We start from the raw sequence: 6714 nt of genomic DNA, 5'->3' as shown, positions 1-6714 counted from the left end.
GGGCAGGGGCGCTGTCGCGTGGTCGTTCCAGAAGCGCACGAGGTCGCTCCACTTCGAGCAGCGCCCGTACCCGGTGAGGGCGATGCCGATGCGCCACCGGCGGCGAATCTCGGCCGGCGGGCCCCGGGCAAGCAGCTCGCGCATGGCCGCTGGGTCTCCGCGGTCCTGTCGGTACTCGGCGCGGCGTAGTTCCTGGAAGTCGGACGCGAGTTGCTCGGACAGGGCGGGCTCGGTGGCTGGCGGCGGCTCGTGGGGCAGGAGCCCGTGCGCGTCCTTGCTGGCCGGAACGACTGCCGAAGGGCTGGGCGGCGTCGCGGAGCTGGCGGCGTCGGACCCGTCGTCTTCAGCCCGAACCGTCAGCGGGAGTCCCCCCGGCTCAGCCGGACAACCATCTCCATTCCCACAACCATCTCCATCTCCAACAACCACCGGTACTCGACGGGATGCATCCACACCCTGCCGTGGCTTTTCACGGCTTGCCGTGGAACTTCCCGGCTCGGGCGGTGGAGGCAAGCCGAAGGACGTCTCCTTGGGATGTGGGCGCTGGTGCTTCTTGAAGTTCCGGATGGCGACGCAGCGCTTCCCGTCGGCCTCGTACCGCTGGATGAAGCGCCCCTGCTCAAGCTCACCCAGAAGCCCCGCTACATCGGCGTCGTGGTACGGAAACACGCCCGCCTTGAGCCGCGCCGGTCGGTCCTCCAGGCGACCGTCTCTGTCGGCCTGCGTCCATAGGCCGATGAAGAGCAGGCGCGCCAGCGGCGAGACCGTCGCGAGTTCCTCATCCATGAAGAAGTCGGGCTTGATGCAGCGGATCCGGGCCATGGCGCTAATCCTTGCTGACGTCCTGCTGCTGGAAAAAGGCTCGCCCGACAGCCATCGACTGACGCAGGTACAGCGCGAAGGGCCGGGGAATAACGGCGACGGTGATGAGCGTCAGCCTGGGCAACGGGGCGAAGATGAACACCTCTCGCCCGCGGACGATGGGCAGTCGCCCGGGGTGGATCCGCGCGAGGGCGAGGAGCCACCTGCGCAGCGGTTCCGAGCACGCCTCGGCGGGCTTCCCGTGCTCGTATGCATGGGCCGCACGGGCGAGGAGCGCGGGCGCGGCTGCCGGCGAGTTGGAGGCGCGGCTGGCTCACCACCGGCCCTCAGCGAGTCGCGCCACCTTCGCGCGCTCGTCCGTGAGCTTCTTCGTCCAGAGCGCTTTGAATGCTGCCGCCCCGCCGCTGATGGCGGCCAGCGCCTCCCGCGCCTGCTCTCGCACTTCGCGACGGAGGTACGGTCCGTGACCGCACGCAGCGCAGGTGAACTGCTCGTCGCCCTCGTCATCCAGGAACGGATAGACGGCACGCTGCTCGCACTTCGGACAGGACGGGAAGTCAGGCATGGCTTCCCTCGGTCTCAACCGCAGGCCCTCGCAGTCCGTCGAAGACGGTGGCGGCACACACCCGGTCCGCGCCCGGCAGGTCGCGCTCGCGCATGACCGACGCCAGGCGCTGGGCAATCCACTCCCGGTCCGTCTGCTTCGCGCGAATCTCGTCCGGCGTCTTCACGCAGGAGCACGGCTCAGCCGCGCTGCCGCCGTCGCAGCGCTTCTTGTCCTTGTTGCGCTTGCCCTTCTGCTCCTCCTCGCTCAACTCGCGTACCGAGTGCTCTTCGATTTCGTGACCGCACGTGAAGCACTTCAGCGCGGCGACCGCGAGAACCAGGTCAACGGGCGTCGGTTTGACGACCTCCCCGTCGCTTGCCGCGAACCAGTCGCCGTTCGGCTTGCGACCCTTGAAGCGTCCGCCGCGCACAGCGCGCACCAGCAGCTTCGTCTTGTCGTGCTCCGCCTGCATCCGGTCCAGTTGTTGCCAAACGGAAACGCTCACAGGACACCTCCAGTGCGGTGCTTGAAGGAACGACGGGTGTTGTCGACGGCGAGGCGCAGGTACGGCGCGGCGGGGGTGGACTCGGGGAGGGGCCGGTGGCGGTAGACGCGCCACCAAAAGAGGACGACGCAGTGGCAGTAGCTGGCGGCGAGCGGCCACCACCACACGGTGGCGCGCGCCCAGTACGCGGCGAGGAAGAGGGCCACCGCCGCAGCGACGAGGAAGGCGTCATGCATGGCTCGCCTCCAGCATGGCGCCGCTGGTGTCCTTCTCCTGCACGACGACCTTCACCACCGACACAGAGGACGGGAGCCACGCCTCGAAGACGTCCCACACCCACCGCGCCACGTTCTCGCTGGTGGGGTTGTCGAGGCCCGGGACATCGTTGAGGGTGCCGTGGTCGAGTTGGCCGTGGACGTGCTGCTGCCAGACGCGGTCGAGGGCGGCGAAGTCCACCACCATCCCCTTGCTACCGCCGTCCTTCTGCACGGGGCCGGAGACGTGCACCTCCAGCACGAAGTTGTGCCCGTGCATACGCCCGCACTTGTGCCCCTCGAGGACGTGAGGCAGCCGGTGGGCGCATGACAGGGTCCAGGACTTCCAAATCGTCGTCTTCATGCGACACCTCCGGTGGTTGCTGCGTAGGCGGGCGCGCGGGTCACGCTCCCGAGATTGAAGAGGTCGAGCTGCGAGCCGCCAACGAGGGCGACGACAGGCGCGGCTTCGCGCCGGAGCGCCTTCCCCAGCAGGCGGTACCAGGCCCAGACGTTGTGGAAGCCGCGGCGCCGGTTCCGGTCGTTCCCGCGGAAGACGAGCACCTGGATGCCGTGCCGCTGGCAGAGGGCGCACGGACAGGTGCGCCACGGCTGGGCTTCCAGCGTGCGCTGATTCTCCGCGCGCATGGACTTCCGGCCCGGCAACGTCAGCGCCTCGTACTCCTCAAGGGCGTCGAGGAGTCCCGCGGGTACCGGCCCCCTCTCACACGCAGCGAGGCCTTCGAGGCATGACTTCTCCAGGCGCTGCGCCTTCGCCAGCGTCTCGCCTGCCAGGGACTTCGCCGCGCGACCGTTGGCGTAGGGCACGCGCACAGCGGCGTAGGCGTCGCCGTCCAGCGTGATGTAGTTCTCCCGGGCGTGCAGCCACGCGCGGCGGAGCGGGGACGAACTGTCCACGCTGCGCACGCCCAACGCGACGAACGCGCGAGCCGCTTCCGCGCGGGCGAGGCCGAAGAGGTGGATGCCCACGGAGGCGGGCACCACCTGGTGCACCTCCTGGAGGATGGCCAGGACAGCCTCCGTCGGGGCCATGACGAGGCCCCCGAGGGCGATGTGGTGGTAGCCCATGGCCACCACCTGGCGCGCTGCCTCCGCGTACGTGGCGGGGCTCCACCCCTGCACGGCCCCCCACGGCTGCCATGCGTGTCCGGCTGCGCGGTGGCCACGCAGGAAGTCCGAAGCGTTCTGCAGCGTGAGCTCGTACCGGGCTCGTCTGTCCTCGTCCGACGCCGCCACCGCGGCGATGTGGTCGAGGCTGACGCCCATGTCGAAGCCGAGCTGCGTGTAGTACGCGAGCATGTCCTCGGTGCTGAAGGGCGGAGCCGCTTCCGAGGCGTAGCCGAAGGCGCCGCAGTCTCCGAGCACCGGCACGGCCGGCGGCACCCGCAGGTAGCGATGCACGCCGAGTTCCGCGAGGCGGCGCGCCTTCGCCCGCGGCGACTCCGCCTCCATGCGCGACACCAGCAGCCCGTCGAAGTTGGGAGAGGGGTAGAGCTGGTGGGCATACTGCTCCGTCTCCCATGCTCCCTTCGCGGAGCGCGTATCCGTGGCGAAGTCGAAGTCAGGGTCCACCCTGTCGTCGCAATCGGGCAGGAAGTAGCGGAGTTGCCGCCCGCGGGACTCGGCCAGCCACTCCCGTGAGACGGGGGCGACGAAGTCGGCGCGGGCAATCACCGCCGCTGCCGAAGCCGTCCGGGCCTCTCTGGCGCGTTTGAGCCATGAGAGCCGCCCGCCCTGCGTCAGCCCCTCCATCGGCACCACCACTCGCCAGGAAGCCGGGAAGTGCGGCCGCAACGCTTCCACGTACGGCGCGCCAGCGAGGATGTGCACCTCCGCTGTCGAGGCGCCGAAGCGCTCCACCAGGGCGCCAGCCGTCGCGCGCCCCCACTCCTCGCGCTTCGCTCGCGGCAGAGAGGCAAGGTGAAGGTCGTACGGCTTCAGCACCTCATCGAGATGAACCAGCCCGTGCTCCGCGCTCAGGATGGCGGTGCGCTCCTCGCCAGCGAGCGCGAGCGCTTCGCGCAGCGCGCCCTTGAACAGCGGCCCCGTGTAGAGGTCGCGCGCAGGGGATGGGACTTCGCGCTTCTCCGAGCCGCACCCCACCAGCGCGATGCGCACCGGGCACGTCATGGCGCCACCTGCGTCCGCTGTCGAGCCAGGCGCTGCGCGGCGAGGTCGCGCCCGGACTCGGTGAGGTGCAGCGAGCGCGCGATGTCCGGCTCCCACGTCACCAGGTGCTTCTCCTTGAGCGCGGCGAGGTGGCAGACGGCGGCCGTGTGGCTGCGCCAGCCGAAGTGCTCGGCGATGTCGCGGATGGAGGGCGCGAAGCCCCGGGCCTGGGTGGACTTCGCGATGAAGGCGAGGACGTCGTCTTGCTTCTGCGTGGTGCGCGGCGCACCGCCTCGGGGCTCGCGCGGGGGCATGGGGCAGCTCACCGGCCGGCCTCCGGCTCGCAGACGTCGCAGGGCATGCCGACGGGGCAACCGTGGGGCGTGGCGGCGGTGCTCCACTCCGTGCGCTCGGCGGCGGGAGCTCCTTCGGCAGGCGCCCCGGAGAAGGCCGCGACGAACTCGCGGAGTTGCCGGTACTGCACCACGTTGAAGCCGAACGAGAGCGCGATGGTGCTGTCTGGCCCCGGGCGGAGGTTGAGGGTCGTTCCTGCCCAGCCAGCGAAGGGACGTGCCGCCTTCGTCAGGCGCTTCACCTCCGCGCGGAGGGCATCCCGCTCCGCCAGCACCTTGTCGGCCGCCGCGTCGAGGCCCCAACCGTCCAGCGGGCCTTCCGCGCCCAGCTTCTGGGCCACCTCCGCCACCTGCCCGTGGACGCGCTGCAGGTGTTCCTTCGTGGTGGCCAATTCGTTGCGCGCGGACTCCGTGGCGGAGGCGAGCGCATCCACCATCCCGAGCAGGTCCTTTACGTCCTGCCAACTGGCGGCGATGAAGCGCGCGTCCGGGTGGTTGATGTCGGTGATGCGCCCGCGCGTGGGGTCGGTGTCGGGCACCGCCAAGTCTGACGCGCGATGGAGGAGTCCGTCCGTGCAGAAGAAGGGCTGCGCGCTGCTCATGCCCCAGCGCCGGAAGGCCATCAGTGTGTCGCGCCGCGAGCACAGCTCGATGTACTTCGACGGCGAGTAGCCGAACCACTTCCACGGCCCCTCCGCCGACGCTGCGTGTCGCGCGCGGATGGCCTCCAGCTTCGTCGTGTCGGGCGTGCTCACCGGGCACCGCCCTTCGTCACGGCCTCGACCTGGAGCAGCAGCCCATCCATCACCTGGCCCGTGGGCGTTCTATCGAACGCCTCGGCCACGCCGCACAACAAGGCCCTCACCGTGGACATCTGCTGCCGGAGGATTGCCACCTCGGCGCGAGCCGACGACAACTCCGTGGACGTCTTCTTTTCGGTGCTGCGCGGCGCCGCGCGGGCGCCCCTCGACTTCGACATGGCACGTCTCCCTCGCGCTGGTGGCGCGGACCCGTGACGGGGTGGGGTGGAAGCCCGGCTGCGCTACAGCTGCGCTCGCGCGGGGGACTGCGTGCCGTGCTCCAGTTGCCGGAGCAGAGGGGCCGCCGGGAAGGCGGTGCTGCCGTCAGGTGCTCGCGGATGCTGCGAGGCCGAGGCGCGGGTGACGACTACGGGTGCTGCTACCACTCAGCGGGCAGGACGCGGAACTCCACGCGCCACACCCAGGGGTTGGAGAGCCAGGAGTTCTCGCCGTTGATGGCGTTCCACAGGTTTCCGAAAGCGAAGCGGGCCGTGTCGAGGCAATGCTCAGTGCCCCTGTCCAACTGCTCGACGCTCATCGCCCAGCCGGGGCGCTGGCGGCCATAGTTGCCACGACCGAAGTCGCGGAAGACGGCGCCCTCCGCCTGCGCGTCCCCCTCGGTGATGTCGTGCAGTCGCTCGACGCTGGTGGACACCACCTCCAACGTCAGGCGCGAGGCCCAGCGCGGCATGTGGATGGACGGCCGCCAGCGGACGTCCTGCTCAGCCGGGATGTTCTCCATGCCGCGCGCGGTGGCGTTGCCGGGGTAGTCGGCGCGATAGACGGCTTCGTTGGCACTCGTGATGTGGAACGCCTCGCGCACCCAGAGCCGCTCCCCGGGCTGGCCGTAGGGGCAGGTGATGTCGTCGCCGGGGTCTCCGTGCCGGTCGGCGTTCACGGGAACGATTACGCCCTGCTTGTCGTACCACCCAAGCTTCCAGCCTCGCTGCGGCTTCACCAGTCGCCGGGTGACGGTCTTCCGGCCGCCGAGCAGCGCCCGAACCATCGGTGCGGAGAAGAGGATGGGGCGCTCGCGGACAGCAGGGGCGGACGCAGCGAGGGCAGTGCTACCCATGGCGCACCCCAATCGCGGTGACGCCCATCAGGTCCAGGCAGCGGGAGCACTTCGTCCAGGGGTGGGGGCCGTGGCCGGCCTCCTCATGCAGCGCTTCGGCCAGCCGCTCCAGGGCCGAGGTCGCGGCGAAGGCGGCGCCCTTGGCTTCCTCCCGTTTACCGCGCCCGGCACCGGCGGCCATCAGCCCCACCGACTGCCGGATGACGGCGCCAGGGCTGTCTCTTATAC

The 6714-nt window shown here is 70.2% G+C and carries 11 protein-coding genes and 1 pseudogene; all 12 read right to left on the bottom strand.

The features are described from left to right. A pseudogene (locus D7X74_RS42795) lies at window positions 1-822 on the bottom strand (hypothetical protein); the annotation flags it as partial. A gap of 4 nt (window positions 823-826) precedes the next feature. Continuing rightward, window positions 827-964, bottom strand: a complete 138-nt coding sequence (locus D7X74_RS43310; RefSeq protein WP_158622351.1) for a hypothetical protein — start codon at window positions 962-964, stop codon at window positions 827-829. Window positions 965-1135: 171 nt separating this feature from the next. After that, on the bottom strand, window positions 1136-1387 hold the full coding sequence (locus tag D7X74_RS37835) for a hypothetical protein (protein WP_120537839.1): 252 nt from the start codon (window positions 1385-1387) through the stop codon (window positions 1136-1138). Next, a complete protein-coding gene (locus D7X74_RS37830; protein ID WP_147446827.1) occupies window positions 1380-1874 on the bottom strand; it encodes a hypothetical protein in 495 nt (164 codons plus the stop codon). The genes D7X74_RS37835 and D7X74_RS37830 overlap by 8 nt, the downstream gene beginning before the upstream one ends. After that, window positions 1871-2110: a hypothetical protein gene (locus tag D7X74_RS37825; RefSeq protein WP_120537837.1), complete on the bottom strand. Its 240-nt coding sequence runs from the start codon at window positions 2108-2110 to the stop codon at window positions 1871-1873. Before D7X74_RS37825 ends, D7X74_RS37830 begins: the two co-directional genes overlap by 4 nt. Next, window positions 2103-2492, bottom strand: coding sequence for a 6-carboxytetrahydropterin synthase QueD (queD, locus tag D7X74_RS37820; protein WP_120537836.1), 390 nt, complete (start codon window positions 2490-2492; stop codon window positions 2103-2105). Before queD ends, D7X74_RS37825 begins: the two co-directional genes overlap by 8 nt. After that, window positions 2489-4279 carry a tRNA-guanine transglycosylase DpdA gene (dpdA, locus tag D7X74_RS37815; RefSeq protein WP_120537835.1) on the bottom strand — a complete coding sequence of 597 codons (1791 nt, stop codon included), beginning with the start codon at window positions 4277-4279 and terminating at the stop codon, window positions 2489-2491. The genes queD and dpdA overlap by 4 nt, the downstream gene beginning before the upstream one ends. Continuing rightward, window positions 4276-4572: a LexA family transcriptional regulator gene (locus D7X74_RS37810; RefSeq protein WP_120537834.1), complete on the bottom strand. Its 297-nt coding sequence runs from the start codon at window positions 4570-4572 to the stop codon at window positions 4276-4278. The genes dpdA and D7X74_RS37810 overlap by 4 nt, the downstream gene beginning before the upstream one ends. Window positions 4573-4580: 8 nt before the next feature. After that, window positions 4581-5366: a hypothetical protein gene (locus D7X74_RS37805; RefSeq protein ID WP_120537833.1), complete on the bottom strand. Its 786-nt coding sequence runs from the start codon at window positions 5364-5366 to the stop codon at window positions 4581-4583. Continuing rightward, the gene (locus D7X74_RS37800) at window positions 5363-5590 is read right to left on the bottom strand and encodes a hypothetical protein (protein WP_120537832.1); all 228 of its coding nucleotides are present in this window, start codon (window positions 5588-5590) and stop codon (window positions 5363-5365) included. The genes D7X74_RS37805 and D7X74_RS37800 overlap by 4 nt, the downstream gene beginning before the upstream one ends. Window positions 5591-5790: 200 nt before the next feature. Beyond that, window positions 5791-6486 carry a hypothetical protein gene (locus D7X74_RS37795; protein ID WP_120537831.1) on the bottom strand — a complete coding sequence of 232 codons (696 nt, stop codon included), beginning with the start codon at window positions 6484-6486 and terminating at the stop codon, window positions 5791-5793. Beyond that, window positions 6479-6714 (bottom strand): hypothetical protein (locus tag D7X74_RS43305; RefSeq protein ID WP_199741991.1); only part of this gene is annotated, 236 nt, incomplete at its 5' end. The genes D7X74_RS37795 and D7X74_RS43305, both read right to left, overlap by 8 nt.

Source organism: Corallococcus sp. CA047B, from assembly GCF_003612065.1.
Classification (GTDB): domain Bacteria; phylum Myxococcota; class Myxococcia; order Myxococcales; family Myxococcaceae; genus Corallococcus; species Corallococcus praedator.
Note: the sequence above shows the minus strand (reverse complement) of the source record. Positions and strands in the feature narration are given on the sequence as shown.